The 25,817-nt window shown below is 62.3% G+C and carries 22 protein-coding genes and 4 pseudogenes; 21 read left to right on the top strand and 5 right to left on the bottom strand.

Annotation, left to right across the window (positions count from 1 at the left end):
- Positions 1 to 4: 4 nt before the first annotated feature.
- The 5 genes from B0G74_RS33370 to B0G74_RS33350 are packed head-to-tail and all read left to right on the top strand — an operon-like array spanning position 5 to position 6,002.
- Positions 5 to 1,750: a carbamoyltransferase C-terminal domain-containing protein gene (locus tag B0G74_RS33370; protein WP_132380365.1), complete on the top strand. Its 1,746-nt coding sequence runs from the start codon at positions 5 to 7 to the stop codon at positions 1,748 to 1,750.
- A complete protein-coding gene (locus B0G74_RS33365) occupies positions 1,747 to 2,826 on the top strand; it encodes a glycosyltransferase (RefSeq protein WP_132380364.1) in 1,080 nt (359 codons plus the stop codon). Before B0G74_RS33370 ends, B0G74_RS33365 begins: the two co-directional genes overlap by 4 nt.
- Positions 2,823 to 3,962: a glycosyltransferase family 9 protein gene (locus B0G74_RS33360; protein ID WP_132380362.1), complete on the top strand. Its 1,140-nt coding sequence runs from the start codon at positions 2,823 to 2,825 to the stop codon at positions 3,960 to 3,962. Before B0G74_RS33365 ends, B0G74_RS33360 begins: the two co-directional genes overlap by 4 nt.
- Positions 3,952 to 4,908, top strand: a complete 957-nt coding sequence (locus B0G74_RS33355; RefSeq protein WP_132380360.1) for a glycosyltransferase family 4 protein — start codon at positions 3,952 to 3,954, stop codon at positions 4,906 to 4,908. The genes B0G74_RS33360 and B0G74_RS33355 overlap by 11 nt, the downstream gene beginning before the upstream one ends.
- A gap of 38 nt (positions 4,909 to 4,946) precedes the next feature.
- Positions 4,947 to 6,002: a UDP-glucuronic acid decarboxylase family protein gene (locus B0G74_RS33350; protein ID WP_243658433.1), complete on the top strand. Its 1,056-nt coding sequence runs from the start codon at positions 4,947 to 4,949 to the stop codon at positions 6,000 to 6,002.
- A 635-nt stretch (positions 6,003 to 6,637) separates the two neighbouring features.
- Here the strand turns inward: B0G74_RS33350 and B0G74_RS33345 are convergent.
- Together B0G74_RS33345 and B0G74_RS33340 are read right to left on the bottom strand one after the other, a co-directional pair.
- Positions 6,638 to 6,772 (bottom strand): annotated as a pseudogene (locus tag B0G74_RS33345) (Hsp20 family protein); the annotation flags it as partial.
- A gap of 12 nt (positions 6,773 to 6,784) precedes the next feature.
- Positions 6,785 to 6,997, bottom strand: a pseudogene (locus B0G74_RS33340) (alcohol dehydrogenase catalytic domain-containing protein); the annotation flags it as partial.
- Between the two features lie 313 nt (positions 6,998 to 7,310).
- On the opposite strand from B0G74_RS33340, the gene B0G74_RS33335 reads away from it, so the two are divergent.
- The 6 genes and pseudogenes from B0G74_RS33335 to B0G74_RS46985 form a co-directional block, all read left to right on the top strand.
- Positions 7,311 to 7,841, top strand: a complete 531-nt coding sequence (locus B0G74_RS33335; RefSeq protein WP_132380358.1) for a CinA family protein — start codon at positions 7,311 to 7,313, stop codon at positions 7,839 to 7,841.
- On the top strand, positions 7,838 to 8,692 hold the full coding sequence (nadE, locus tag B0G74_RS33330) for an ammonia-dependent NAD(+) synthetase (protein ID WP_132380356.1): 855 nt from the start codon (positions 7,838 to 7,840) through the stop codon (positions 8,690 to 8,692). Before B0G74_RS33335 ends, nadE begins: the two co-directional genes overlap by 4 nt.
- A gap of 678 nt (positions 8,693 to 9,370) precedes the next feature.
- Positions 9,371 to 9,539, top strand: a pseudogene (locus B0G74_RS46990) (hemerythrin domain-containing protein); the annotation flags it as partial.
- Between the two features lie 791 nt (positions 9,540 to 10,330).
- Positions 10,331 to 10,834: a flavin reductase family protein gene (locus tag B0G74_RS33320; protein WP_132380354.1), complete on the top strand. Its 504-nt coding sequence runs from the start codon at positions 10,331 to 10,333 to the stop codon at positions 10,832 to 10,834.
- A 210-nt stretch (positions 10,835 to 11,044) separates the two neighbouring features.
- On the top strand, positions 11,045 to 11,311 hold the full coding sequence (locus B0G74_RS33315) for a hypothetical protein (RefSeq protein ID WP_132380352.1): 267 nt from the start codon (positions 11,045 to 11,047) through the stop codon (positions 11,309 to 11,311).
- A 63-nt stretch (positions 11,312 to 11,374) separates the two neighbouring features.
- Positions 11,375 to 11,542: pseudogene (locus B0G74_RS46985) on the top strand (NAD(+) synthase); the annotation flags it as partial.
- 185 nt (positions 11,543 to 11,727) lie between these two features.
- On the opposite strand, the gene B0G74_RS33305 reads toward B0G74_RS46985, so the two are convergent.
- The gene (locus B0G74_RS33305) at positions 11,728 to 12,447 is read right to left on the bottom strand and encodes a hypothetical protein (protein ID WP_132380350.1); all 720 of its coding nucleotides are present in this window, start codon (positions 12,445 to 12,447) and stop codon (positions 11,728 to 11,730) included.
- 346 nt (positions 12,448 to 12,793) lie between these two features.
- On the opposite strand from B0G74_RS33305, the gene B0G74_RS33300 reads away from it, so the two are divergent.
- Positions 12,794 to 13,288, top strand: a complete 495-nt coding sequence (locus B0G74_RS33300) for a ferritin-like domain-containing protein (RefSeq protein WP_132380348.1) — start codon at positions 12,794 to 12,796, stop codon at positions 13,286 to 13,288.
- Positions 13,289 to 14,235: 947 nt separating this feature from the next.
- On the top strand, positions 14,236 to 15,165 hold the full coding sequence (locus B0G74_RS33295; RefSeq protein ID WP_132381281.1) for a glycosyltransferase: 930 nt from the start codon (positions 14,236 to 14,238) through the stop codon (positions 15,163 to 15,165).
- A gap of 246 nt (positions 15,166 to 15,411) precedes the next feature.
- Here B0G74_RS33295 and B0G74_RS33290 read toward each other — a convergent pair whose 3' ends face one another.
- On the bottom strand, positions 15,412 to 15,723 hold the full coding sequence (locus tag B0G74_RS33290; RefSeq protein ID WP_243658432.1) for a helix-turn-helix domain-containing protein: 312 nt from the start codon (positions 15,721 to 15,723) through the stop codon (positions 15,412 to 15,414).
- A 172-nt stretch (positions 15,724 to 15,895) separates the two neighbouring features.
- Here B0G74_RS33290 and B0G74_RS33285 point away from each other — a divergent pair, with 172 nt between their 5' ends.
- Positions 15,896 to 16,474, top strand: coding sequence for a winged helix-turn-helix domain-containing protein (locus B0G74_RS33285; RefSeq protein ID WP_132380346.1), 579 nt, complete (start codon positions 15,896 to 15,898; stop codon positions 16,472 to 16,474).
- A gap of 408 nt (positions 16,475 to 16,882) precedes the next feature.
- On the opposite strand, the gene B0G74_RS33280 is transcribed toward B0G74_RS33285, so the two are convergent.
- Complete coding sequence (locus tag B0G74_RS33280) at positions 16,883 to 17,080, bottom strand: hypothetical protein (RefSeq protein ID WP_132380344.1); 198 nt, start codon at positions 17,078 to 17,080, stop codon at positions 16,883 to 16,885.
- Between the two features lie 806 nt (positions 17,081 to 17,886).
- Here B0G74_RS33280 and B0G74_RS33275 point away from each other — a divergent pair.
- The 7 genes from B0G74_RS33275 (at position 17,887) to B0G74_RS33245 (ending at position 25,748) form a co-directional block, all read left to right on the top strand.
- Positions 17,887 to 19,056 (top strand): hypothetical protein, encoded by a 1,170-nt coding sequence (locus tag B0G74_RS33275; protein WP_132380342.1) that lies wholly within the window; start codon positions 17,887 to 17,889, stop codon positions 19,054 to 19,056.
- A 427-nt stretch (positions 19,057 to 19,483) separates the two neighbouring features.
- Positions 19,484 to 20,569 (top strand): cytochrome c oxidase subunit II, encoded by a 1,086-nt coding sequence (locus B0G74_RS33270; protein WP_132380340.1) that lies wholly within the window; start codon positions 19,484 to 19,486, stop codon positions 20,567 to 20,569.
- A complete protein-coding gene (gene ctaD, locus B0G74_RS33265) occupies positions 20,566 to 22,512 on the top strand; it encodes a cytochrome c oxidase subunit I (RefSeq protein WP_132380338.1) in 1,947 nt (648 codons plus the stop codon). The genes B0G74_RS33270 and ctaD overlap by 4 nt, the downstream gene beginning before the upstream one ends.
- Positions 22,509 to 23,159 carry a cytochrome c oxidase subunit 3 gene (locus B0G74_RS33260; RefSeq protein ID WP_132381279.1) on the top strand — a complete coding sequence of 217 codons (651 nt, stop codon included), beginning with the start codon at positions 22,509 to 22,511 and terminating at the stop codon, positions 23,157 to 23,159. Before ctaD ends, B0G74_RS33260 begins: the two co-directional genes overlap by 4 nt.
- An 11-nt stretch (positions 23,160 to 23,170) precedes the next feature.
- On the top strand, positions 23,171 to 23,503 hold the full coding sequence (locus B0G74_RS33255; protein WP_132380335.1) for a hypothetical protein: 333 nt from the start codon (positions 23,171 to 23,173) through the stop codon (positions 23,501 to 23,503).
- Positions 23,476 to 24,453, top strand: coding sequence for a cytochrome c oxidase assembly protein (locus tag B0G74_RS33250; protein ID WP_132380333.1), 978 nt, complete (start codon positions 23,476 to 23,478; stop codon positions 24,451 to 24,453). The genes B0G74_RS33255 and B0G74_RS33250 overlap by 28 nt, the downstream gene beginning before the upstream one ends.
- A complete protein-coding gene (locus B0G74_RS33245; protein ID WP_132380331.1) occupies positions 24,453 to 25,748 on the top strand; it encodes a cytochrome c in 1,296 nt (431 codons plus the stop codon). Before B0G74_RS33250 ends, B0G74_RS33245 begins: the two co-directional genes overlap by 1 nt.
- The last annotated feature ends 69 nt before the right edge of the window (positions 25,749 to 25,817 follow it).

Raw genomic sequence — 25,817 nt, 5'->3', positions numbered from 1 at the left:
GCCCATGTACACACTCGGAATCAATGCCGTCTATCACGACAGCGCCGCTGCCTTGCTGCGCGACGGCGTGGTCCTCGCCGCCGCGGAAGACGAACGCTTCACGCACGTCAAACATGCGAAACGCCCGGTGCCGTTTTCGACCTGGCAGTTGCCCTTCGATGCGATCGACTACTGTCTGAAGGCCGCCAGCATCACCCTTGCCGACATCGACCACGTGGCCTATTCGTACGACCCCGCGCTATTCGGCGGCATGCCGGGCCGTGCGGGCACCACCATCGAGCTACCGTTCCATCCCGCCAATACACGACTGACGGACCCGTCCGCATCGCCATGGGATCCGCTGTTCCTGAGCTACATCGCGAACGCGAAAGGGCAATTGCTCGACGGCGCGCCGCATCATCTGCGCAAGCGTTTTCAGGGCGTGGACCGCGAGCACGGCTTCGAATGGCACTTCGTCGAACATCATCTTGCCCACGAAGCAAGCGCGTTCCTCGCGGCGCCGTTCGACGACACCGCCGTGCTGACCATGGACGGCCGTGGCGAAGGCGTGACGACTAGCATGGGACAATTCGTCGGCGGCGAGTATGCGCGGCTCAAGCAGGTCGAACTGCCGCATTCCCTCGGGCTGCTCTATGAAGCCGTCACCGACTGGCTCGGCTTCCTGCACTCCTCAGACGAGTACAAGGTAATGGCGCTCGCATCATACGGCAAGCCCCAATACGTCGATGTATTCCGCGAGATCGTTCGCTATCGCAATGACGGCAGCTACACCGTCGAGGCACCGCGTCTGACCGCGCGCTTCGGACCGCCGCGCGAGCGCGGCGGTCCGCTCGAACAGCGCCACTTCGATATCGCGCATTCACTGCAGCGCGTGCTCGAAGAAACCGTGCTGCAACTGGCCGGCTGGCTGCATCGGCAAACCGGGCTCAACACCCTCAGCATGGCCGGCGGCGTCGCGCTGAACTGCGTGATGAATTCGAAGTTGCGCGACGCCGGCCCATTCGACGACATCTGGGTTCAACCCGCCGCCGGCGATGCGGGCACCGCGCTCGGCGCGGCGCTATGGATCGATTACCGCGAGCGCAGCGCACGCGGCGACCGCCGGCGTCGCTGGATCATGGATCACGCATACCTCGGTCCGGAATATGGCGAAGCGGAGATCGAACAGTTCCTGCGCTGGTCGAAAGTGCCGTATCGCAAGGTTGCCGACATCCCCGGGGAAACCGCCGATCTGCTCGCCAACGGCAAAGTGATCGGCTGGTATCAGGGCCGCACGGAGTTCGGGCCGCGTGCGCTCGGTGCGCGTTCGATCCTCGCGTCGCCGGTCGATCCGCACATGCAGGGCAAGCTCAACGAGATCAAGGATCGTGAGGACTTCCGCCCGGTTGCGCCGGTGGTGATGGAAGAACATGCGAGCGACTGGTTCGTCGGTGGCCGGGCCGCGCCGTTCATGCTATTCGTTTTTGACGTCCGCCCCGACAAGGCCGACCGCATTCCAGCCGTGCGCCACGTGGACGGTACAGCGCGCGTGCAAACCGTCAACCGCACGCAGCATCCGCTCTACTATGACCTGCTGGCCGCGTTCATGCGACGCACAGGCGTACCAATTCTCGTGAACACGTCGTTCAACACGCGCGGAGAGCCGATGGTGAACTCCCCGCGCGACGCGGTCGAATCGTTCTGGACCTCGCCGCTCGACGCCCTCGTGATCGGCCCGTTCCTCGTCGAGAAAGCAGGAGTACGCGCATGAGTTCATCCGCGTCCGCTCCGGCCGATCTGCGTGGCGACTTCGGCAGTCCGCGCGGCGCCGCTGAGCCGATTGTCCCCGGCAGTGCCGGTGCGCTGCACTCACATCTGGACATCAGCGTGGTCGTGCCGACCTATCGTCGGCCGGCGCTGCTCGCCGCGTGTCTTAACGCGCTGTGCCAGCAGGATTTTCCGGCGGACCGCTACGAGATCGTGGTCTGCGACGACGGTCCGGACGAAGCCACGCGCACGTGCGCCGAGCATCTTGCAGAGGACCAGGCGGCGCGGGGACTGACGCTGCGCTACGTACCCGTCACGCGCACGCAGGGCCCGGCCGGCGCACGAAACGTGGGCTGGCGGCTCGCGCGCTCGCCGCTGATCGCTTTCACCGACGACGACACACTGCCCGACCCGCACTGGCTGCGCGCCGGCGTCGCGGCGCTCGCGCAAGACGCTGCGGCCGCCGCTGGAACGATCCTTGTGCCGCTGCCGCCATTGCCGAGCGATTACGAAGCGGACGCGAGTGGCCTGGAACGTGCCGAGTTCGCCACCGCGAATGCGTTTGTCGCCCGCAGCTTTCTCAGTATGACGGGCGGCTTCGACGAACGCTTCACCTCCGCGTGGCGCGAGGACTCCGATCTGCAATTCACGCTCATGCGCGCACGCGCCAAGATCGTGCGCGCAAGCGATGCGGTAGTCGTGCATCCGGTGCGGCCCGCGCGCTGGGGCGTAAGCATCGCCCAGCAGCGCAAGAGCCAGTTTGATGCGCTGCTTTATAGAAAACATCCCGAATTGTTCAGAAAACGAATTCGCGCGCGGCCGCCGCTGCTCTATTACGCGATTCTGTGCGCCGCATTGGCCGCGCTGATGGGCGGGGCCGCCGGCAACGCATCCCTCGCGTCTGGCGGCGCCGTCGCGTGGTTCGTGCTGACAGCGTACTTCTGTGTGATGCGCTTGCGCGGCCGCGATCGAAGCTGGCGTCATATCGCCGAGATGGCGTGGACCTCGATTCCAGTTCCATTCCTTTCCATCTTCTGGCGACTCTACGGCGCCGTCCGTTTCAAGGTGTTCTTTCTATGAATGCAGCTCCGTTTCTGGCGACGCTCGCGCCGCGCCGCATCGTCATCTTTCGCGCGCTACAACTCGGCGACATGCTGTGCGCCGTGCCCGCGCTGCGAGCGTTGCGGCAGGCGGCGCCGCAGGCGCACATCGCATTGATCGGCTTGCCGTGGGCGCAAGCGTTCGTTGAGCGTTACGCAGATTTCGTCGACGAGCTGATTGTGTTTCCCGGCGCGGTTGGCTTTCCCGAACAGCGCGAATCCGACGCCGGCCTCCCCGCGTTTTTTGCGCGGATGCGCTCGCGGCGTTTCGACCTCGCAATCCAGTTGCATGGCAGCGGCGGCATCGCGAATGATCTGCTGCTTGAATTCCGCGCACGGGCCAACGCAGGCTTCGTGCAGCCGCACGAGGCGGCACGGCGCGGCGCTTTTATCGGCTGGCCGGACGGGTTGCCGGAGTCCGAACGCTACCTCGCGCTGATGAATGCGCTCGGCGCGCCTGTAATGGACCGGCAGTTGTGGTTCCCGCTGGGCACGCGCGACGGCGAGGAGTACGCCGCGCTGGTGGCCGAGCATGGTATCGAAGCGCAGCGGCTCGTGCTGATTCACCCTGGCGCGCAATTGCCGTCGCGTCGCTGGCCCGCCGGACGGTTTGCCGGTGTGGCCGACCGCCTGGCCGCCGACGGCTGGCAGATCGCCATTACTGGCACCGCCGCCGAGGCGCCGTTGACCGGCGCCGTGCGCGGCGCAATGACCGCGCCCGCGCTGCCTCTGGCCGGCGCCACGTCGCTCGGCGGACTGGCCGCGCTCGTCGCGCGTGCACGACTGGTGGTCTGCAACGACACGGGCATCTCGCACATTGCCGCCGCCACGGCCACCGCATCGGTGGTAATCGCGTCCGGCAGCGACACCCGACGCTGGGCGCCGCTGGATCACGCACGGCATCGCGTGCTTGCCGACTATCCCGCATGCCGGCCATGCACGTTCCGCGACTGCCCTTATGGTCATCCATGCGCGCTGAATGTCAATGTGGAGCAGGTAGTCCAGACCGCGCGCGCGCAACTCGCGCAGGACAGCGGGGCGCATCCCGGCGCGCCGAGCGCGCTGCATGCATCTGCGGACCCGGAAACCTTCGAGGAGCAGCATCATGCTGCGTAATTGCGGCCGTCTGCGCGTGCTAACCTGGCACGTGCACGGCAACTATCTGTACTACCTGACCCACGCGCCGCACGACTTCTATCTGGTCACGAAACCCGGCCATCCGCCCGGCTATGCGGGCATGGTTGGCGTGCTGCCGTGGGGCGACAACGTGCACGAGATCGGTATCGACGAGGTCCCCGATTGGCAGTTCGACGTGATCCTGTATCAGCACAGGACTCACTGGGAACATGACCGCGAGCAGGTGTTGAGCGGAGAGCAACAGCGTCTGCCGCGGGTCTATATCGAGCACGATCCGCCCCAGGACGATCCGTTCCAGCAACGGCATTGGGTCGACGATCCGAACACGCTGATGGTGCACGTCACGCATTTCAACCAGTTGATGTGGGATTGCGGCGTCACGCCGACGCGGGTGATCGAACACGGCGTGGTAGTGCCCGAGGGCGTACGCTACAGCGGCGAACTTGAGCGCGGCATCGTGGTAGTGAATCACCTCGCGCAGCGCGGGCGACGGCTCGGCGCGGACGTGTTTGCCGAAGCGCGCACCCGCGTGCCGCTCGACCTGGTCGGAATGGATGCGCAGCGGCTCGGCGGCATCGGCGAAATCGGAAACCTCGATCTCGCGGCCTTCACCTCGCGCTATCGCTTCTTTTTTAATCCGATTCGCTGGACCAGTCTCGGTCTCGCGATCGCCGAGGCGATGACGATCGGCATGCCGATCGTCGGTCTTGCAACCACCGAACTGGCCACCGTGATCCGCAATGGCGAAAACGGTTTCGTACATACCGACGTGGACGCGCTGGTGGACGCAATGAGCGTACTGCTGCGCGATCCCGCTGAAGCGCGACGCCTCGGCGCGGGCGCACGGTGCACCGCGCTGAAGCGCTTCAATATCGACCGGTTTACGCGGGACTGGCACGAGACGTTACTGCATGTCACCGCATGAATCCAATCTGAGCCGCCACGATCCAAGGACGACGCATCATGAAAGAACTCACCCGCAAACGGATTCTGGTCACGGGCGGCGCAGGCTTCCTCGGCTCGCACCTGTGCGAACGCCTCGTCATGCAAGGGCACGACGTGCTGTGCGTCGACAACTTCTACACCGGTACCAAGGACAACATCGCACCGCTGCTGGACTGCGCGAACTTCGAATTGATGCGTCACGATGTGACCTTTCCGTTATACGTGGAAGTCGACGAAATCTATAACCTCGCGTGCCCCGCTTCGCCGATTCACTATCAGCACGATCCGGTGCAGACCACCAAGACCAGCGTGCACGGCGCGATCAACATGCTCGGGCTCGCCAAGCGCGTGAAGGCGAAAATCTTCCAGGCGTCGACGAGTGAAGTGTATGGCGACGCGCTGGTACATCCACAGACTGAAGACTACTGGGGTCATGTGAATCCCATCGGCCCGCGTTCCTGCTATGACGAAGGCAAGCGCTGCGCTGAGACTCTGTTCATGGATTACCGGCGTCAACACGGCCTGTCAATCCGGATTGCGCGCATTTTTAACACGTATGGCCCCCGCATGCATCCCGCGGACGGCCGCGTAGTGTCGAACTTCATGGTGCAGGCGCTGCGCGGCGAGCCGCTAACGCTCTATGGCGACGGTTCGCAAACCCGCTCATTCTGCTATGTGGACGATATGATCGACGCAGTTATCCGTTTGATGAATGTCGACGACGATCCGGGCGGCCCGGTCAATCTCGGCAATCCTCATGAGGTCACGATGGGCGAGATCGCGCGGCGCATCGTCACGATGACAGGCTCAGCGTCGCCGATTGAATTGCATCCGCTGCCGACTGACGATCCGTGGCATCGCCAGCCGGATATCTCCCGGGCGCGCGAGTTGCTCGACTGGCAGCCGCGAACTTCGCTCGGCGACGGCTTGCTCGAGACTGCACATTATTTTCGCGCACGGATGGAGGACTTGTTGTCAGGCGAGACACACCGCGAGGCTTTCAATGAAGATGAACGCTTATCACCGGGGCCGGTCACTCGCGCGTCGCATCTCGGTTGTGGTCCTCACGCGTAACCGCGCAACGGAAGTGCTGCACAGCCTGCCGCGCCTCCGTTGTGGCCGGAGCAGCCCGGCGTGATAGTTGCCGACAATGCATCCAGCGACGATACCGTCGCGCTGATCGAGGCGGGGTTGCCGGGAGTACGCGTCGTGCAATGCCAGTCGAATTTAGGCGCCGCAGGGCCGCAATCAGGCTGTCGCCTGCATATCGACGGACTATGCGGCCTTCCGCGACGACGATACGTGGTGGGAGGCCGGCTCCCGGGCGCTCGCGGTTCGTCTGCTCGGCGCCTCGCCGCGCGTCGCGGTGCTGAGCGCCCGGGTGCTGGTCGGCGAGTCGCTGGAACTGGATGAACAGGTGTTCGTATGCGCAACAGCCCGCTGGCGAGCCGTGATCTAGCTGGCCCACCGCTGACGGGCTACATCGCGGGCGCGTGCGTTTTCCGCACTGATGTGTTCCGCGCCGTCGGCGGATACGAGCCGCGCCTTTTCACGGGTAGAGAAGAAGAACTGGCCGCGCTCGACCTCCTCGCTGCCGGCCGTCTATATGCTCAACCAACTGAGCTAACGACCCGGGCTACTCCCATTCATTGGCGACCTCGCAGCCGCCACCGGTTTTTCTCCTGTCATCGTTGCCGGTCTTTGCGGGCTCAGTTCGTCTGCACCTCGATCCGTCGCGGCCGTGCTTCGTCGCGACGCGGAATCGTCAGCTTCAGCACGCCGTCCTGCAGATTCGCATCGATCTTCGATGTGTCGAAATCCGGGCTCAGCGAGAACGCGCGCGCAGACGCCTGTTATCTGCCGACCTCCATCACTTCGCCCATGAACTCATGTCCCAGGATGTCGCCCGATTTCATACCCGGCATGAATCCGTCAAACAGGTGCAGATCCGACCCACAGATCGCACAGCTCGATACCGTGAGGATGGCATCTCGCGGATGCTCGATAGTTGGGTCCGGGACATGATCGACGCGGACGTCCTTCTTGCCGTGCCAGCAAAGAGCTCTCATTTCGTGCTCCAAATGTGAGCCGACCCGTCGAACGGGCAAACGGGAATGACGGTCTCAAAGCGTCTGCGCCGGTACACCTGGGTGGCGCGCAAGGATCGGAAGTGCTGACACGGCGTGTTGCTAACCCGGTGACAGCGGTCGATATGGAGCAACGTGTGTGCCGCGGGCCAGCCCACTACGTAGGCAACCGGCCGCCGCACTTTCCCGGTGTTCCCAACGGAGGCGCAGCAGTGCAAACCGCAGCGTGCTGCTGTGCGGCGCACGCGGATCGGTCCTTGCTAATCCCATTACGTGTCACTGCTGGAGACAAGCCATGAATATTCCCATGCAAGCCGTGTCTTTCCTGACATCTCGAGGCCTGAAACTGGCGGCAGCCGAATCCTGCACGGGTGGCCAGATCGCCTCCAGCCTCGCGAGCGCTCCGGGCAGCGGCGCATGCCTCGATGTCGGCTTCGTGAGCTACTCGCCCTCGGGCAAAGCAGGCTTCCTCGGCGTCAGGAGAAAGACGATGGAACGGTCCGGCGTGACGAGCGAAGAAATCGCCCGCGAGATGGCGGAAGGCGCGCTTCGCCAGGAAGGCTGCTGTGCCGATGTGGCCGTGTCCAACACGGGTCTCGCGGACGCCGCGCCTGAGGGCGGTCCGCCGGCGGGTACGCAGTGCTTCGCATGGTCGTTCCGGACCCGCAACGGCGAGCTGCTCACGTTCACTGAAACACGGCTGTTTCCGGGCAACAGAAACGACGTGCGTTCGGCGGCCGCACTGTATGCGCTTTCACGCATCGAGTGTTACTTCGATCAACTCCCGCGCGCGCAACGGGAACAATCTCAGAGGACTTCGCCATGACCCTGCCACCTTCTACCGAGAGAAATGCCTGGCAACAGGCCGTCATTCGCGAACTCGGCGTTGCGCACGATTTCGACGTCGACATGGAGCGGGAACAGCGCATCACTTTCCTTTGCGACTATCTTATTTCGCAGGGGCTTCGCACGTACGTTCTCGGCATCAGCGGCGGCGTGGATTCGTCCACCGCGGGCCGTCTCGCGCAGCTTGCGGTCGAGCGCCTTCGCGCACGCGGCTATGAGGCGAAGTTCGCGGCTGTCCGCCTTCCCTACGGCAGCCAGCGCGACGAGGAAGACGCCGCGCTTGCGCTCGAGTTCGTCCGTCCGGACGAAACGTTCACGGTCAATATCAGGGATCCGTCGGATGCAATGCTAATCTCCCTCAAGCGCGGCAATGTTCAATACGTCGACGACTTTCAGGAAGACTTCGTGCTCGGCAACATCAAGGCCCGGCAACGAATGGTCGCGCAATACGCGATCGCCGGGGCGCGGGTGGGCGTCGTGATCGGCACCGATCATGCGGCAGAGTCGCTGATGGGCTTCTTCACGAAATACGGCGACGGCGGTGCGGACATCCTGCCTCTCGCCGGTCTCACAAAGCGGCGGGTGCGGGCATTAGCACAGGCACTGGGCGCCGCAACCCGCCTCGCCTATAAGGTGCCGACGGCAGACCTCGAATCTCTGACGCCGCAAAAGCCGGACGAGGACAGCTATGGCATCAGCTACGAAAACATCGACGACTTCCTCGAAGGGAAACCGGTGAGCGACGAAGTTTTCACCACGATTCATCGCTTTTACACGGCGACCCGTCACAAGCGCGCCCTTCCGGTCTCATTGATTTCCACAAGGCCGTGATCGATGGACCGGCGTGCCGACACCGCTCGCCGCCGGTGCCGCCCCGTTGAGCACGGTCGGGCGCGGCGCGGGCACCGTTGTGGGGACGCTTTGCCGGAGTCAGGCGCATCCGCAACAGCGCCGATGACATACGGCACCGCATTGATTCGCCTCGGCACTTATACAGATGACCCGGCGGGAGTTAGAGTTTCATAGCTCGAACGGCCCTCGCTCTCTCTCCGCGCCTGAAGGTCACGCGGCACTGCCCGTCTTATGGCAGGACGGAGGTTATTGTGCAGAGGTCGTCCCGGCGTTCCTAGTCCGCGGTGGTATTGCATTGCGCGGCTGGAGCTCTATCTCGAAGTCCCGCCGGCACCGACTGGCGGGTATCCGGCTTGCTGGGCTAACAACCTCCCCTCAGGCGAGGCGATTGCCCACGCAAGACTCTGGAAAATGACGATCGCTACGAGAGCTTGCGCCGGCGGCAAGCTTCCATTCTGCGATCGGACACGAAGCGTGGCATAGCCCGATAGGCTGCGCCACGACGAGTACATTGCGCGCTTTTCGCTGTACGCGCCATCACCAACGGGGCGTCACCTCGACTAGTGGCCCAGGTATTCGGCACAAGGCGCCTTTCCGCGTCCGCCTGCGGACTGATCTTTCGGTGTCTTCATTACACCGGCACTCTGGAGAACTCTAATCCCCGATACCGCTTCCTCGATGTCTCCGACATCGCCACGATATCCGGCTGGATCAAGTGCATGTGCTCGCGGCGTTCCATCGCTATCACGCCGACGGCCCTTGGTGGCGCAAGCGGGCAATCGTTCATTCGACCTGTGCCGCTCTCGAAATCCACGCGCAACTTGAGGCCGCAAGAAAGAACGTCGTGCCGAGCGAGCGGCCGTCGGCGAGCATTAAAGCCGCTCATCAGCTCGGTGGTGACAAGCATCGCTGGACCGCAGAGGCGCAGAGGCGACATCCACAGTCGGTCTCGCTCGGACACTCGCAGATGAATGCGGATCGCGAACAGCGATACGACGGGTCCGATCACCACGCCGACGACGAGATAGATCATCGCGCCGCTCCGCGCATGACCCAAAGCTGCCGCTGGAAAAATGACAACGATTGCCATAAACTTTGTCGCATCGTACACGGTCCCATAGTCGACCCCACAACGGAGTCGGCTCACCGCCTCTCCGGCGCTGTTTTCCCTACATCGGGATGCGAGGGCGTAAGCGAGAGATAGCATTCTCCGTACCGGCGCCGTCATTGCTAAGGCTTCGTCGCGATTACACTGGTCGATGTTGCACCCACGTTGGTCGCACGACCTGATGTTCGGCAGCGAGGAATAAGGCCATCGCAGCGATGTCATCGACCGCGAGCCGTGGGGAGGCGATATCTTCTTCAGGTGCTAGTCGCATATGGGGCCGCGCGGCACGGTAACTGCGCACTTCGCGGATGACCGGCACCACACATTGGCCCCGGTCCAAAAGCGGCGAGATGATAGGACGTCGTCGGCCATCCTGCCGGCGATCTCAGGCGAACAGCGAGATCGTCACCCGACCGCCGGTACGCCTCGATGCCGGCATTCCATCTTTCGTGGCAGCGGACTGACCGTTCGCGCCGCTCGCTTCGAACAACGAGAGAAGAGGACTCACCATGAGTGACGGCATTGCAAAGCTTTTCCGGCATTTGACAGCAGGCGTGTATGTCATCGGCGTGGCGGACAGTGATCGCCGAAATGCGTTTACTGCGAGTTCGATTATGCAGGTTTCGTTTTCGCCGTTGCTTCTCGCTATTAGCATCAATCCGGAGCACGAGTCCTATCGGCTCCTTTGCAGAGGCCGGGTATTCGCCATCAGCGTGCTGCGCGCGCAACAACGGGCGGTTGCCGTGCACTTCGGCACACAATCGGGGCGCACGGTCGACAAGCTCGCGTCGATACCGTGGCGGCCAGGCAAGACGGGCGCACCGCTGTTGGTCGACGCGCTGGCTTACTTCGACTGCGAGGTGGTCAGAGACATCGTGGCGGGAGACCATCGGCTGGTGATAGGCCGCGTGATCGATGGGGCAATAGTCAGCCCGGCCGGGGACCCGCTGCTATACGCTCAGACCGGTGACCTGGACATGAGCGCGGGTCTGTATCCGCAGGAGTTTTGCTAACCACGCTGCCGTTTATTCTTTCCGTGCGTTGCGGCAACCTCCTATAGTCGAACACGCGAGATGCGCGTCTACATTCGCGGCCGACCTCCCGGCTCAGGCCTTTGACATACTCGAACGCGCCGAACGGCGTGGAAGCACCCAAAGACATTCGGACGTCGAGGTACTTTACTCCACGAGACCTCTCAAAAGCACCAATTTCGACAAGACTGCATGGCGGAGGCCGGAATTGATGGACAGAAGCAGGCAATCGTCGCGTTCGATAAGAAAGCCTCCGAGGGAGTCGGCTCGCTATTGACCGCCTTGATGGGTGTCACGAGCCTCTTTCCAATAGTGGATTTTTCTCATAGGGGCCTGTGCGGCGGACAAGAAAAAGGTACGGTGGCCCGGATACGCTGCTCTATCGTTTCTGCACGCATCACTGTCTCCTTCGGCGCCAATCGCCGATCGCAAAAAGCTGAACCCCTCGCCGTCGAGTGAGGCATTCACTTCGCGCGACGCGCGACGCCAGGAGGTAGTGGCCGCCTACCGATTATCTGTAAACGCCACAAACCCGGTGAGGACAGTTACGGCATCAGCTACAAAAAGATCGACGATTTCCTGTGCGCCAGACCAGTCAGCGACGACGTGCTGACGACGATCCGTCGTTTTCACATGGCTACCCGGCATAAACGCGCCCTCCCCGTTTCACTGCCGCCCGCGCGCGCCTAAGCGCCGGACCGCTTGCGCGCACGCGGGGCACGTCATCAGCAGGAGCAAAGTGAGCCGCGCGCTTGCCACGAGTGCCGCGCGCGCCGCCCAACAATGCCAGGTCGACGGGGGCGCCGGACGGTCGACCGGCGACGCCCAACAGGAAGCATGTTCCTCGCGCAAACCCGAACGCCAGCCGTCAGGCGTCAACGGGCAGGACTGTTGGTACGTGTACCTCCACTTCCGCGTGCGGCGCGTACTGCGGCGTCGCTGGACGAGCCGCCTCCTTCCTCGTAAAGGGGTTGATGGCGAAAGCCGAGACTGCCGGACCCCAGAGCGATGATTGCGCCCACGACAAGCGCGGCGAACGAAAACCACGTCGCGCGAGCGACGGCACGGGCAGCGGTATCCGCCGCCTGGCGTGCGTTCTGCTCGGCTTGCGGGCTCGAAGCTACCGATGCTGCGGACGCGACCACGCTCTGAACCTGTTGTCTGACCGAGTCGACCACCGGGTTGCCGCCGGGCGCCTGGCCCTGCGCGGCCCCTACAGTCGCGCCCGCCGTGGCGACGTTGCCGGCAACGCTGACAGCACCCCCGACGAGGGACGCCATGCCGTACACGACGAAAAGAATCATGACTGCCCACGCGAGCACGCCGTGCAGCCATCCGAGGACAGGTGCGCATCGACCAGCGAGATACGAACCGGTGAAGACCGCAACGACCGTCGTGACAATCATCCAGACGCCTGAGCCAAAACCGAATGCGCGCATCGGGTCAGGCTGCGATAGCGGAGACAGGAGTGTTGCGCCAATCGCTGTCCCGAGCACGCTGAGGACGAGATAGACAATGAGTGACAGGATTACGCCGGCAAAAACGGCACCCCATGACACACGAGGCAGGCCGGTTTGAGTGGCAAGAATCTGCATGATGGCGTCTCCCAGGTTGAAGGCTGTTCAAACGCGGTCTCAACAACTAAGAAATCCGAAGCTTCGACCGCGCAATAGCGACGCAACAGGCGTTCCCGGGAGACGCGGATAGGCGCAAACGGCGACAGGTTCAAGCTCCGCGCAAACGGACAGAAGCAGAAGTAATTCTCCAAGCGTACTGAAGCTCGCGGCTACTGCTCCGTTACACAGAATTGCCGCCAAAGGATGCGGCGAATCGAGTGAGCGACGTATTGAGCGGCAAACACGGGCACGTAGTTTGCGGCCGGGACCATCACACCGCACTCGCCGGCAGGTGAGTCTCCCAAACTGACTCGAAGGAGTAGCCATGACTACGAAGACGCTGAAGGATTTGTTCATTCACTCGCTGTCCGATATTTACAGTGCCGAAAAACAGATGACGAAGTCGCTGCCCAAGATGGCGCGCGCGTCGACCAATCCGGGTCTCAGGTCAGCGTTCGAGATGCATCTGGAGGAAACGCGAGGTCAGATTGAGAGGATTGACCGTGTCGTCGAGGCTACCGGCATCAAGCTCAAGCGCATCAAGTGCGTTGCCATGGAGGGTCTCAACGAGGAAGGCCAGGAGCAGATTGACGAGATTGAAAAGGGCCCGCTGCTGGACACTGCGCTTATCGCAGCGGCGCAGAAGGTGGAACACTACGAAATTGCGGCATACGGCTCGCTGATTGCGCTGGCAAAACAGTTGGGCGAAACAGAGTCCGTCAAACTTCTGGCCGACACGTTGGAAGAAGAGAAAGCCACCGACCAGAAGCTGTCCCTGATTGCCGAGGAGAAATTGGCAGCAGAATCTCTCCGGCAGTAGTCCCGCTCTGCTTCCGCCAGCGGCGCACCGGCGCCGCGGCTACCTGTCAGGCTGAGATTACCTTCTGATCGCATAATGGGGCGGCACGGTCTTGCACCGGCGAGCCGGATGAGTGCGGGATCTCATTGGCGGGCTCTGGCTTGTCATCGTCGTGTGCTACGGCGCGCGTGTGTCACGATTCTGCTCGCCGGGCCTGCCGCCCCCGTTGGGACTGGACATTGATCGGCCGGCGTTGTCACCCCCGGCGCCTGGAAGTTCGATGCCTTGGAACGTGCAACGCGCATGCCACGCGAGACCCGTTCGACATGCCCATATGAGACTGGCTGACTTGCCACGCACGCGCCGATGCTAGCGCCCGATCAAGTCAGGTCGCTCTGAGCCCGCCTGGAGTCGCATCCGGCGGCATGCAAAGCAAGCCCGACAGCGATTTCGCGCGCTCGGTACGCCGCGATGTCCAGCGCATCTCCTTTCGCGACGTGACCGCAGTAGCCCCTTCTTTCGAACACGAGACGCTGGTCCGGGCTCCGCTCCGTAACGCGGGACGACCCATAGAAATTCGCCATCGCAATCTGCTACTACGTCCGACCTGACACACACGTCCGCCATCTCGATGATATGTACGCGCATGGCCCCCTCCCCTCGTTACCGCCGCGTCGTCCCCGCAATGCGCATCCGGCATGCCCGGGACGCGCATCCGCGCGGTCGCAGGCGAACGGACCGAAGAGCATAGATGGCTGTAGCCGGAATAAATTGGCCAGACCGTCTATCTGGCCGCGGTGGATCGCCGCATATCAGATCCTCGCGAGAAGGCTGCAAAGAAAACGGGCTGTCCGCGTTACAGGTCATCGACTGGACTGAACGGGTTCGGCCGGAACCTCGGATCGAAGCGCAATGGCATCGACGGGCGCGTCACTTGCTATCTGGGGGGGCAAGCCAGAGGTTTTGCAATGAGAATTGACGCTCATCATCCAGACCGGTCAGTCGCGCATCGCATCTCGGTAGTCGTGCTGACGCATAACCGCGCGCAGGAAGTCATGCGCACCCTCTCGCGCCTGCTTGCGTTGCCGGAGCAGCCACAGGTGATCGTCGCGGACAATGCATCCAGCGACGACACCGTGGGGCTGATCAAAGCCATTCTGCCGGATGTACGCATCGTGCAGTGCCCGTCAAATCTGGGCGCCGCGGGCCGCAATCAGGCCGTCGCCTGCGTATCGACTGACTATGTCGCCTTCTGCGACGACGACATGTGGTGGGAGGCCGGCTCCCTGGCACAGGCGGTTCGCGTGCTCGACGCCTCGCCGGGCGCTGCGGTGCTGAGCGCGCGCGTGCTGGTGGGCGAGTCGCTGGAACTGGACGAGACGTGCGTCCGAATGCGCAACAGCCCGCTGGAGAGCCGTGATCTGCCCGGCCCGCCCCTGACGGGATACATCGCGGGTGCCTGCGTTTTCCGCACTGATGTGTTCCGCGCGGTCGGCGGATACGAGCCGCGCCTTTTTTTGGGTGGAGAAGAAGAACTGGTCGCGCTCGACCTCCTCGCTTCCGGCCACGCCATCGTCTATATGGACTCACTGGTGGTGCATCATCATCCGTCGCGGGCGCGCGACAGCCGCTTGAGGCGCCGGCTGCTGGCACGCAACGCAGCGTGGATTTCCTGGCTGCGTCTCCCGTTGCAAGATGCCTGTTCCGCGACCGGGCGAGCCTTTGCGCTTCTGTGGCGTGAAGGCACTTTCGCGCGTGATGCGTTCATGATGATGGGAGCGCTCCCGTGGGCATTGGCTCGCCGCCGGGTGGTCCCGCCTTCGGTACGTGCAATGCGTCGGCACGTCGATGCTGCCGAACAACGTCAAAAGAAAGTCGCCAGGCGCGCGGCGAACTGATGACTGGAATTCTGGCCGTACTGACGGTCTCATCGGCGTTGACTCTCGTGCAAAGGTCTCGCCCTGCCCTGCTGGAAATCCACGTGGATCCTGCGGAGGCGATCTCGACGCCGAACCAGTTAAGAGTCTGATGTGACGTGAGCCTATTGAGCCCGTCTGCGAATCCAGCCGATTGGCGTCGCAGCGTTGCGTATACCCCTGCTTCCACGCGCAGCCACGGCAGGTCGTGGGTTGATGAAAACAGATCTATGCAAACAAAGGCCTTGATCGGCGCGACTCGCAGCCTAAACAGAATGTGAAAGGTCTGCGTGGTGCGACCAGCCCCGTGGCGCTGCACTTTACGGCGGCGGAGTCGGCCCAGCGCATGGCGATGTCGAGCAGTGAGTACGTCGATTCATGAAGCAGCTTCTGCGCGGTCTTCAGCCGTAGCTCGAGATAGAACTGCGACGGACTGACATTAAAATGCTTCAGCCACATCCGTTCGAACTGGCGCGGCGAAATGCCGACAAGCGAGGCGACCGTCTTCGTCGGAACCGGCCGCTTGATGTTCTGTTCCATCAGCGTAATGGCATTGACGATGCGCCGGTCTTCGACACCATATCGCCTATCCACAGTCACGGGATAACGTTCTTAAGCTTTCCTTCAGGATCCTGCGATAGATTGGTCGCACACTATCAAGCATCGCTGATTGCAATTCGGCCGAACGCTAAGCCCGGCAGTAGTTGTGCGCGTGCATAAAAAATCGCGCGAGCTGACGCGACTAAACGAATACGGCTCCAGGTCGCAGTTGAATGAAGAAGCCCTGAGCTGGCTCGTCAGCGCTGTCAAACATTCCCCAAAGCTGCATGGTATGGCAGCGAAGGCGTGGACTGTCGAGCAGGTGCGTAGCCTTATTTTGCAACGATTCGGAGTGAGCTATTCCGCATCGCACGTCGCCCATATAGTTCGGGAACGCGGACTCGCCAATCGCCTCACCTATCCGGTGGCCGACGCACACACCCAGCGACGACAAAGGCCCGTTAGCGACAGAGATGCGGCCCGAAGAAGAACCGCAGCAGAGATGCTCCTGACAGGCCAGAGCGCAGAGCAGGTCTCGGAAGCCATGAATGTTAGCCTGCGAACGGTCAAGGCGTATGGATCGATGGTGGCCGTGAAGGGGCTTGAGCCACTGGATCAGTCGACTGCCCGCGGCCATCGTTCGACGCTTGATCCGAAAGCGCTTAGATGGTTGAAAGCTGCGCTGGAAAAAGGACCGCGCACCTACGGTTTCGAATCGAACTGTGGCGAAATTGCGATGTGCAAGCGCTAATCAAACGCAGGTTTGACGTCGACCATTCGAACGGATACGTTCGACAGCTGGTTGTGAAGCTGGGACTTGCCGATCGCATGCGTCCGCCGAAACGGCTTCAACAGCGCCTGGGTGTGGAATACTCACGAGGCTATATCCGGGAGATTGCCCGACCGGCCGGGGTCGCCCATTTCGGTCTTCAATCTTCCGCGAGACGGTTATGCAACGCTCGGCCTCTTCGGCCATCTGGTGTCCGACGGCAGGCCAGGCCGCGCATTAACTTTATTCTTCAGTTGGTGAAATGCGTCGAACGGGACCAGGCCGGCAGCGGCCAAAAAACATAAGGGCCGGTAACCCAGCCCCTATGGCTGACTGTTATCCGGACTCGTGTCCTTGCTTTCTACGCCGCAGCCTGTCAACCGTCGACAATTATCCAGGCAACTTCATCGACACGTGGGCGGGGGCTGGGTCTGGTGTATTCAATAGACCGTCTATCCCGTTGATAACACGGTAGGCTTCAACGAGTGCTTTTTCCTTGTCTACATCGTGCCCGCCAACGACACGGGCCATATCGGTAGAGGAGAGATCCTTCTCCTGATGCAGGTCAGCGATAGTCACTGTGTTCATTTCGATTCACCTATTAAAAGTAGTTTGGCAACGAGAGCTGGTCTTAACTGAGCGACTGTGTTCTGCGCTCACCAAGTTACCAGTCACGATCTATGCCCAGCTCGCCTTCGGCACACAGTGAGGCGTAACTTCTTGTTTAAAAATAGTTTTTAACCCCGCCGCTTTTCCGAACCAGCGATTCGAGGCATCTCCATGTGGGCGCAATTCCAACACATGACAATCCTCTGTCGGCTATTTGTATACACAGGCAGGCGGCCCGTCCCCCGGCGGCATTTTCGACGGCGGTGGCAACGGCACTGCGTTGCCCGGAAAACGTCAGGAATGCTGAGTCGCAGACTCAGCCAGCATCATTGCCCCATAGTCGAACATGACAGTCACTTAATGGCGGCGACAATGACTACAGCGTGCGGGAAAGCGCATGCGGGAATTCCTGTGCTCATTTCATTTGACTGATCCGAAAGGACTCGCGGACGGGTTTGTCGGTGGTGCGGCGACAAAGCACGCGTCGTTGGCGTTTTCCGGCACAACCGCAATCTCAGAGAGATCCACACGAACGGCGGTGCTTGCAAGTACATAAAATCCTGCCTGCCGAAGGAGAATGCCAACGTTGTCGTGCTGCCTAACGATAAGTGGCAGGGGCTTATTTGGGCGTGGCCGCATCTTGCTGGCCGCCCACGGTTGGGGGCGCGCATGCGAGCCAAAACCACGAAAGCCAGCGACTTCGTCGCAGCCCTCGGGCACGCGTGTTGCGACGACTACCATCATGGCGGAGGGAATACCGAACTACGATTGCGGAGGACACAATCATGAGACAAACCGTATTAGGCGTGTTCGATAAATATGCCGACGCGCGCTCGGCACAACGGACACTGGGCGAGGCTGGCGTTGCTCAAGCCGATATTGCTATCTACGCGATGTCAAATGACACACCCGTTGAAAAGGGGCCGCGTGTTTATGCGCCGGGCAGCAGCGACGTACTCCATCACAACCCGGTCTTCGATCAACTCGAAAAATTGTTTGCACGACTCTTCAAAAGTGGCCAGTATCCAGCGGAAACGGAGGATTACAGAGAATTGATACGTCGCGGTGGAGCGATCGTCAGCGCAGACGTTTCCGAAATGCAAGTTGACCTTGCTCGCGATTTGATGCGCCGTGCCGGCGCAGCCGACATCGAGGAGCGCGCCAAAGTATGGCGAAATAATTCCGGGCTCTCGGAACAGGCGCTACGTGGGGATAGCTCAACGACCCGCGATTACTCCTGCCCCTACGAGCCGACTTCTGCGCAGCAACGCGAGACGATCACACACGGTGGACACGCGGCGGACACGGCGCCTTCGTCAACAACGGAATATCTCGCCAGTGCGCACGACGCGTCGGTCCTTCCAGTCGCACCGAGGTCACCCACGAGCGAAGAGCCGGCGGCAGGCCGGACAGTAATACAGGGCACTCCCACCGCTTCGGTAGGGGCGAAGATGGTTGTCGGTGGGATGCAGCAGGTCGCGACACGCACGGAGGGACTCGGATCAACTTCGTCCGTGGAAAACGGGGAGGAGTTATCGGGGGAACCCCGCGTCGGACACACGCGGACGCCCGAGGGCGCGCGCGCGAGTGGCAAATCAGCTGCGGCAGCATACTCATCAGATGACAGCACCGGTACAACAACAGAGCGCAAATCTGGGACAGGTCTTGTGGGCGAGCCCGACCCGGCTACTCCGCTGGACGACACCCCCTATGACGCTGAATTTCGCGCGGACTATGACGCCCACTACGCGAACACCGGTGCGTCATACGACGAATACCAGCGAGCCTACGCGCACGGAGCCACGCTCGGAAACGACGAGCGGTATCGCGGACATGACTGGCAACGGGTAGAAGCGAACGCTCGCGAGAATTGGGAGTCGCGCTACTTGGAAAGTGGATGGGAACGATTCAAGGCGGCCGTGCGGCACGGTTGGGACCGAGTTACAGGCGGCTAATATTTTTTATGCGACACCCCGGCGATGGTGGGATCGGTGCAGGCGTCGGGCGTCGGCGACACATCGGCTATGGGCGCAGTCGTTTCCTGCTGAATCTTGCATGGTGAACTGCCCGATAGTCGGTGCCGCTGCCGTATTGAGAGCAAATCCCATGTGACGATGGGAGGATTTTGCCACCGCCGCAGGCGGTGAGTGCCGGCTCCACATTCACTGCACCATCGATGTGGGATGTCGTCTCGCCGCCACGTTTAGAGGCTGCTACGCAGTCTGGGCTATTTCAAAAGGTGAGCGCGGCAGGGGTTCGCCATCCACGAATGCAGTGGCACCGTGAAAGCGAACGTTTTTTGGCGGGCGTTGTGCCGCGCTTTGGGTATGGCGATTGCTGCGGCAGCGCTGACCCCTGTCAGACTTCTACGTCGCCGAAGTGATGGAAAATCGCCCAGCCGATCAGGTACGGCCCGAAAAACTGGCTAGGACGGCAATCCTTCGTCCGGCTCAGTTCCGGCTTGCCATCGTCTTTTCCGGCAGCCTCGCGTTTCGCGCGAATGCCGAGCCTGCCCAAACCGCACTGCGCCCGGCGGGAGTGCAGGCCTCGCACATCCTCGCTCTGTGGAACGTCACGCTGACGGTGTGCTCGCTGGTCTTCGCGGCCGTTCTAATCGCGCTGCTGATCGCAGTGAGCCGCGCCCCGCGCTCCAGCCGCGATACTCGCCCTGACCTCGAGTCGCTCGAACGTCCGGAAAAACGGCTGCGTCGCGTGGTCAGCGGCGCGTCAATTGCGTCCGTGGCCGTGCTGTTTTGCCTGCTGCTCGCCGACGTACTGACCGACCGGGCGTTGTCGCGCCTGCCGGTGGCGGACGCCGTTCATCTCGAAATGACCGGGCATCAATGGTGGTGGGAAGCGCGCTACGACGACGATACGCCAGGCGGCAGCTTCGCGGTCGCAAACGAGCTGCACGTGCCAGTGGGACGGCCTGTCATCGTATCGCTCAAGGCAGACGATGTGATCCACACCTTCTGGGTGCCGAACCTGCATGGTAAGAAGGACATGATTCCGGGCCGCACGTCGACGATCGAATTTCGGGCCGACCAACCGGGTACCTATCGCGGACAATGCGCCGAATTCTGCGGCCTGGAGCACGCATTGATGGCTCTCGACGTCGTCGCCGAGTCGCCTGCCCGATACGACGCGTGGGTCGGGCATCAGCGGGCGGTCGCGCCGCAGCCTGTCAACGGCCTTCAGGCGCAAGGTGAGCGCCTCTTTACCGCCGGCGCCTGCGCCGGTTGTCATACGGTGCGAGGCACGTCCGCCCGCGGCGTCCTCGGGCCCGATCTCACGCACGTCATGAGCCGGCCGATGCTGGCGGCCGGAACATTTGAGAACACCCCTGCGAACATGGAGTCCTGGATCAAGGCACCGGGCAGCATGAAGCCCGGCACGACGATGCCCGCGAGCCAGTTTTCGGCGCAGGAACTTAAAGCCCTCGTCGCATGGCTCGGAACCCTCCAATGAGCGACCGTCATTCCTCGGACCGGCGTCCACAACATCTGGTGGACGGCCCCGCCGCCGGGGCGCGGGTCGTCGAAGCCCTGGCGCGCACATGGAGCGATCCGCCCGGTTGGTTCGGCTGGCTCTGCGCGATCAACCACAAGACCATCGCCCGAAGATTCGTGATCACGACATTCGTCTTTTTTCTGCTGGGCGGCACGCTAGCACTGGCGATGCGGTTGCAACTCGCGCAGCCCGGCAATCGCCTGGTCGGCCCGGAACTGTACAACCAGCTCTTCACAATTCATGGCACGACGATGATGTTCCTGTTCGCCGTGCCGATCATGCAGGCCGTTGCCACATGGCTCGTGCCGCTGATGATTGGCGCGCGCAGCGTCGCGTTTCCACGGATGAACGCGTACGCATACTGGGTTTTCGTGTTCGGCGGACTGACGCTGTATGTTGCGTTTTTGCTGGGCGCGGGTCCCGACGCGGGCTGGTTCAGCTATGTGCCACTGGCAGGCCCCGACTATTCGACCGGCAAGGGCGTCGACATCTGGGCGCAGATGATCACCTTCACCGAGCTCTCGGCCCTGCTTGAAGCGGTCGTGCTTATTACGACAATCTTCAAGCTGCGCGCACCGGGCATGTCGCTCAATCGGATGCCGCTATTCGTGTGGGCCACGCTTGTCACGCAATTCATGGTGCTGTTCGCGATGCCGGCGGTGATGCTCGGCAGCACCGCGCTGATTCTCGACAGGCTGGTCGGCACGCATTTCTACAACGCGGCGCGCGGCGGCGATGTGCTGTTGTGGCAGCACCTGTTCTGGTTCTTCGGCCATCCCGAGGTGTACCTGATTTTTATTCCACCGCTTGGAATTCTTTCGTCGATCATTCCTGTCTTTGCCCGCCGCCCCATTTTCGGCTACCCCGCGATGGTGCTCGCACTGATCATGACGGCGTTCCTCGCCTTCGGGCTATGGGTGCATCACATGTTCGCGACGAGCATTCCGGCACTCGGCAAGAGCTTCTTTACCGCCGCAAGTCTAATGATCGCGATCCCCTCAGGCGTGCAGATCTTCTGCTGGCTCGCGACCCTCTGGACCGGCCGCCTCAATCTGAAGACGCCGCTATGGTTCACGCTGGGGTTCTTCTTCATCCTCGTGCTCGGCGGCATGACCGGTGTGATGCTGAGTTCTGTCTCGCTCGATCTGCAGGTTCACGATACGTACTTCGTGGTTGCGCATCTGCATTATGTGCTGCTGGGCGGCGCAGTTTTTCCGCTATTCGGTGCGTTCTACTACTGGTTTCCCAAAGCGACCGGCCGCTTGATGAGTGAAATGCTGGGACGCATACAATTCTGGCTGTTCTTCATCGGCTTCAATGTCACTTTCTTTCCGATGCATCTGCTGGGTCTGCACGGCATGCCGCGCCGTGTATGGACTTACCCGCACGGTATGGGCTGGGACAGCATGAATATGACGGCCACCATCGGCGCATGGACGCTCGGCTTAAGCGTGCTGATTTTCGTCGTCAATGTGATACGCAGCTACCGGCATGGTGAGCTTGCGGGCTCCGATCCCTGGGGGGCGGGCACACTCGAGTGGAGCACGACAAGTCCACCGCCGCCACACAATTTCGATGCTCTCCCCGTCGTCCACGGGCGCGATCCGCTTTGGGAACCAGGGGCGCAACCGGCCTATGTCAGCGGGCTTGCAGCCGAGTCGCGGGAAGTGCTGTCGACGACCGCGCTCGATGCGCTGCCCGATCTGCGTTTGCTCTTTCCGTCACCATCCATCTGGCCGTTCATCAGTGCGGTGGCAACCACCGTATTATTCATCGGCTCGATCTTTTCGCCGTGGGCGGTCGTGTGGGGATCGGTGCCGGTCGCGGTCGCGTTGATCGGCTGGTTCTGGCCGACCCGCGCCCAGAACCGGCGAGCGGTCCAACTGGAGCAACGGCCGTGACGGAGCTTCGCAGAGTTCCTCAGCAAGCGGCATCCGACGGCAATGACGCGTCCCCCGCGTTGATGCTCGATGTGCGCCACTTGCCGAGCTTCGGCTTCGGACATCGCAGCCTGATGTGGTGGAGCACCGTGTGCCTGATGCTGATCGAGGGCACGGTGTTCGCCATCGCCGCAATGACGTATTTCTACCTACGCAGCCTGACCGTGCACTGGCCGCTCAACGCCGCGCCGCCGGCGCTCCTGTGGGGAAGCGCGAACACCGCGGTGCTGATGCTGAGCATGTGGCCAAATCAGCTTGCCAAACGCGCAGCCGACCGCCAGGATCGCGTCCGCTCGCGGCTATGGTTATCGGTGTGCCTGTTATTCGCCGTGGTGTTTCTGGTGCTGCGGGGCTTCGAATTCGCCGCACTGAACGTGACCTGGTACGCCAACGCGTACGGCTCTGTCGTATGGTTGCTGCTCGGCCTGCATACGACCCACCTCATCACGGACACGGTGGATACCGCCGTGCTCGCGGTATTGTTATTTACCGGACCCTTTGAAGGAAAACGGTTTGTCGATGTGAGCGAGAACGCGCTGTACTGGTATTTCGTCGTGCTCAGCTGGTTACCGATCTACGCAGTGCTTTATGTCGCCCCACGGTTGTGATGGAGGTCGCTATGCGAACCTGGCTCGCGCTGCTTGGTGCGCCCTCGGCTGTACTGGCTGCGCTGAGCGCCGACTATGCACTGGTCACGCCGGCGTGTGGATGGCGCACGCTCCTGCCACTCGGCAGCGTGACCGGCACCGCCCTGTTGTTTTCGGTGGTTGCAACACTGCTTGCCTGGCAGCGCTGGCGCGAAGCCGGCGTGACCGCACCGGCGAGCGCGCCCGCCTTGCCGGCACGGCCCGCGATGCTGGCGTGCGCGGCAACGTGGGTCGGCATGATCTCGACTCTTTCACTCGTGGCAATGTGGATTCCGCAATGGCTGCTCTCCCCCTGCGTGCAGTGAGCATCCCGACGAACTGTCAGCGAGCGTTCGCGCTCCTGCTCGCCGCGACCTTCGCTCCGATTTGCGTGCAAGCGCACGTGCTGAGCGCCACCGAAGGGAGCGCGCCCGCCGTGCTGCGCTGGACGTTCGAGCCGTGGATCGTCGCACTACTGGCCGTGAGTCTCGCCCTGTATGTAGCCGGCTACCTGCGTCTGCGCACACGCAGCAAACGTAGCCGCGGTATTCGCGCCCGTCAGCTTGCCGCCTTCGTACTCGGATGGCTCACGCTGGTAGCCGCGCTCGATTCGCCGCTCGATGCGCTGAGCGCCGCGCTCTTCTCGGCGCATATGATCCAGCACGAATTGATGATGCTCGTCGCCGCACCGCTTCTGGTACTCGGTCGGCCGCTCCCCGTCTGGCTCTGGGCATTTCCGCCGCCAGCACGGCGTGCGATAGCCGCCGCGGTATGCGCGCAACCGTTGCGCGGCCTCTGGAAGATGCTGCGCTTACCCGTCGTAGCGTGGCTGCTGCATGCGACCGCGCTGTGGGCGTGGCATATGCCGCGGCTCTTCGATGCGGCGCTGACCTCGCCGGGCATTCACACCCTTCAGCACGCCAGCTTTCTGCTGAGTGCGCTGCTGTTCTGGTGGGTCGTCTTTGGCGAAGGCGCCCGCCGCCATCAAAGCGGCTACGCGATGTTGTCACTGTTCACGACCATGGTGCACACCGGCGCCCTTGGCGCGTTGCTGACGCTCGCGCCCGGGCTATGGTATCCCGCGTATATGGAACCCACATCGGCGCTCGGTTTCGATCCGCTGCAAGATCAGCAACTTGGCGGCCTCGTCATGTGGGTGCCGGGCGGTCTCGCGTATCTGATTGCGGCGCTCGCAACCGGCGCTCGCTGGCTGCTGCATCGTGCGCCTGTCACACTCATGCCGGACGCACTCGCCGCGCCCCGGGACGGTACTTGATGATGCGGCGCTCCAAACTAACAACGATGGCGAGCGCGGCGGCCCGCTTCGTGGTGCTTGCGCCATGCGTTTGGTGTCAGCCGTCGGGCGCGGTGGATGCCGCGCTCGTCGCGCGCGGCGAATACCTCGCGAAAGCCGCCGATTGCGCGGGATGCCACACAGCCGTCGGCGGTCCTGCGTATGGAGGCGGCCTCGGCCTCACTTCACCGTTCGGCACCATCATGAGCAGCAACATCACGCCGGATCGCCACTATGGGATCGGCGCATACAGCTATCAGGATTTTGAGCGGGCCGTGCGCGAGGGTATATCACCTGGTAACAAGCGGCTCTACCCGGCCATGCCGTATGCTTCGTTTTCGAAAATGTCCGCCGATGACATGCGCGCGCTTTACGCATACTTCATGCACGGCGTGAAACCCGTCTCACACCCCGCGCCACCCACCAAGATTCCTTTTCCGTTCAATCAGCGCTGGGTGCTCTATTTCTGGCAACTCGCGTTCGCACCGAAAGAGCCCTACCAGCCGAAGCCAGGACGCGACGCCCACTGGAACCGTGGTGCCCTCCTCGTTCAAGGTCCCGGCCATTGCGGCGCATGCCATACGCCTCGCGGCCTCGGTTTCCAGGAGCGGGGCTACGACGAATCGTCGCCTACGTATCTGACTGGCGGCGTTAACGACAACTGGTTTGCGCCAAACCTTACGGGCGACCCGGGCTCGGGGCTCGGACGCATCGGCGAAAGCGATCTCGCTGCTTTTCTGAAGACGGGCCACGGCGCGGGGCTGGTGGCATTTGGCTCAATGGTCGAGCAGGTCGAAGACAGCACACAATATCTGACCGATGAAGATGCGCTGGCTATGGCGCATTATCTGAAGTCGTTGCCGGCGCAAAAACTGTCGGGACGCTACGATCCGGTCGCACAACCGGACTTACCTACGCGCAATGGCAATCGCGTCGACGCGCCGCAATCTGTTGGTGCGCGGGTCTATAGCTCGTTCTGCGCCCAGTGCCACGGCGTGGAAGGCGCGGGCGTGCCCAACGTGTTTCCGCGGCTCGCGGGCAATCCGGCAGTGATCACGGAGGACACGACCTCGCTGATCCGCCTGTTGGTGGAAGGCGGCAACAGCCCGGCGACCATCAGTGGACCTCCGCGCCAGTCGATGCCCGGCTTTTCTCAAACGCTAACGAACGCGCAGATGGCGTCTGCACTCTCGTGGATTCGTGCTTCATGGGGCAACGACGCCCGGCCAGTTACCGCAAATGACATCCAGTCGCTGCGTGAGAAACTGCACAAATGACGCGGCGGATGAAGGCGGTACGGGAAGTGCGCCAACCGGCGGGACCGACTTGCGTCAGGCGTCACGAAT

It is taken from the genome of Paraburkholderia sp. BL9I2N2 (assembly GCF_004339745.1).
Lineage (GTDB): Bacteria > Pseudomonadota > Gammaproteobacteria > Burkholderiales > Burkholderiaceae > Paraburkholderia.
This window is presented reverse-complemented; position numbering and strand designations above follow the sequence as displayed.

Excerpts from the sequence above, each read along its gene's own strand:
- B0G74_RS33365 (WP_132380364.1), top strand. The coding sequence starts at position 1,747 with ATGAGTTCATCCGCGTCCGCTCCGGCCGATCTGCGTGGCGACTTCGGC.
- B0G74_RS33250 (WP_132380333.1), top strand. The coding sequence starts at position 23,476 with ATGGCTGCTCTCCCCCTGCGTGCAGTGAGCATCCCGACGAACTGTCAG.
- B0G74_RS33350 (WP_243658433.1), top strand. The coding sequence starts at position 4,947 with ATGAAAGAACTCACCCGCAAACGGATTCTGGTCACGGGCGGCGCAGGC.
- B0G74_RS33320 (WP_132380354.1), top strand. The coding sequence starts at position 10,331 with ATGAGTGACGGCATTGCAAAGCTTTTCCGGCATTTGACAGCAGGCGTG.
- B0G74_RS33280 (WP_132380344.1), bottom strand. The coding sequence starts at position 17,080 with ATGAACACAGTGACTATCGCTGACCTGCATCAGGAGAAGGATCTCTCC.
- B0G74_RS33300 (WP_132380348.1), top strand. The coding sequence starts at position 12,794 with ATGACTACGAAGACGCTGAAGGATTTGTTCATTCACTCGCTGTCCGAT.
- B0G74_RS33305 (WP_132380350.1), bottom strand. The coding sequence starts at position 12,447 with ATGCAGATTCTTGCCACTCAAACCGGCCTGCCTCGTGTGTCATGGGGT.
- B0G74_RS33255 (WP_132380335.1), top strand. The coding sequence starts at position 23,171 with ATGCGAACCTGGCTCGCGCTGCTTGGTGCGCCCTCGGCTGTACTGGCT.
- B0G74_RS33315 (WP_132380352.1), top strand. The coding sequence starts at position 11,045 with ATGGCGGAGGCCGGAATTGATGGACAGAAGCAGGCAATCGTCGCGTTC.
- ctaD (WP_132380338.1), top strand. The coding sequence starts at position 20,566 with ATGAGCGACCGTCATTCCTCGGACCGGCGTCCACAACATCTGGTGGAC.
- B0G74_RS33355 (WP_132380360.1), top strand. The coding sequence starts at position 3,952 with ATGCTGCGTAATTGCGGCCGTCTGCGCGTGCTAACCTGGCACGTGCAC.
- B0G74_RS33370 (WP_132380365.1), top strand. The coding sequence starts at position 5 with ATGTACACACTCGGAATCAATGCCGTCTATCACGACAGCGCCGCTGCC.
- B0G74_RS33295 (WP_132381281.1), top strand. The coding sequence starts at position 14,236 with ATGAGAATTGACGCTCATCATCCAGACCGGTCAGTCGCGCATCGCATC.
- B0G74_RS33245 (WP_132380331.1), top strand. The coding sequence starts at position 24,453 with ATGATGCGGCGCTCCAAACTAACAACGATGGCGAGCGCGGCGGCCCGC.
- B0G74_RS33270 (WP_132380340.1), top strand. The coding sequence starts at position 19,484 with ATGGAAAATCGCCCAGCCGATCAGGTACGGCCCGAAAAACTGGCTAGG.
- B0G74_RS33275 (WP_132380342.1), top strand. The coding sequence starts at position 17,887 with ATGAGACAAACCGTATTAGGCGTGTTCGATAAATATGCCGACGCGCGC.
- B0G74_RS33360 (WP_132380362.1), top strand. The coding sequence starts at position 2,823 with ATGAATGCAGCTCCGTTTCTGGCGACGCTCGCGCCGCGCCGCATCGTC.
- B0G74_RS33290 (WP_243658432.1), bottom strand. The coding sequence starts at position 15,723 with ATGGAACAGAACATCAAGCGGCCGGTTCCGACGAAGACGGTCGCCTCG.
- nadE (WP_132380356.1), top strand. The coding sequence starts at position 7,838 with ATGACCCTGCCACCTTCTACCGAGAGAAATGCCTGGCAACAGGCCGTC.
- B0G74_RS33335 (WP_132380358.1), top strand. The coding sequence starts at position 7,311 with ATGAATATTCCCATGCAAGCCGTGTCTTTCCTGACATCTCGAGGCCTG.